Origin of the sequence: Mesorhizobium sp. M8A.F.Ca.ET.021.01.1.1, assembly GCF_003998025.1 — a bacterium.
In the GTDB taxonomy this organism is placed as follows: domain Bacteria; phylum Pseudomonadota; class Alphaproteobacteria; order Rhizobiales; family Rhizobiaceae; genus Mesorhizobium.
On the sequence record NZ_RZSJ01000990.1, the window covers coordinates 1 to 1,005 of the forward strand.

The window sequence follows — 1,005 nt, forward strand, 5'->3', positions numbered from 1 at the left end:
GAACAGGAATTCGTTGCCGGAGAGCCGCGCCAGCTCGATGTGAAAATCCATGCCGACACGATGCCATTCCTCGCGCGGGGTATTTTCGTCGCAGGAATCGAGCATCGCCTCGATGACATCGATCGCGCTCTTGTCGGCTTGCCCGCACGTCAGCCGCAGCGCGGCGACCTCGACCGCCTCGCGATAGACCGCGATCTGCTCGAGCTCGGCCAGGTTGATGGGCGAGACCGTCCAGCCGCGCCCGTCCCTGCCGACCAGCCCCTCGGTCTCCAGCCGCAGAAGTGCCGCCCTGACCGGCGTGCGCGAGGCGCCGAAACGGCCTTCGATCCAGCGTTCGGTCAGCCGCTCTCCCGGCCCGACCTCGAGAGCCAGGATCATCTCGCGAAGCTGCCGTTCGACATTCTGCATCTGCGACATCGCGCGTCCTTTCCGAAGCCGCATTGACAGCGGCGGGCTTGAAGTTCATGACGGATACCAGATTGGTATCCCAAAATGGTATCCGCAACAAGCGCCGACACCGGGCAGGCAGGACATGACACAGGAAGACACGCGGCAGAGCGGCTACAACATTCACTGGCGGCGCAATCTTGCCGTCTGTTTCGCGGGCTCGTTCAGCACGCTCATCGCCATGACCCTGCTCTTGCCGTTCCTGCCACTCTATGTCGAACAGCTCGGTGCACAGGGTCATGCGGCCATCGTGCAGTGGTCCGGCATCGCCTATGGGGCCACCTTCTTCGCCGCGGCAATGGTCGCGCCGCTGTGGGGACGCCTGGGCGACCGCTACGGCCGCAAGGTGATGCTGGTCCGCGCCTCCTTCGGCATGGCGATCTGCATGTCGCTGACGGGCATGGTCGAGACGGTCTGGCAATTGGTTCTGCTGCGCCTGCTGATCGGCTTCGCCGGCGGCTATTCCTCGGGTTCAACGATATTGGTGGCCATGCAGACGCCGAAGGAGCGCTCCGGCTGGGCGCTTGGCGTCCTGTCGGCGGGTATCACGGCGGGCCC

2 protein-coding genes are annotated in these 1,005 nt (G+C 64.8%); one reads left to right on the top strand and one right to left on the bottom strand.

Annotated elements, in window-relative coordinates:
• Positions 1-417: GntR family transcriptional regulator (locus EOA36_RS36080; protein ID WP_145969538.1), on the bottom strand; the 417-nt coding region annotated here is incomplete at its 3' end.
• Between the two features lie 115 nt (positions 418-532).
• Here EOA36_RS36080 and EOA36_RS36085 point away from each other — a divergent pair.
• Positions 533-1,005: MFS transporter (locus EOA36_RS36085; RefSeq protein ID WP_127281292.1), on the top strand; the 473-nt coding region annotated here is incomplete at its 3' end.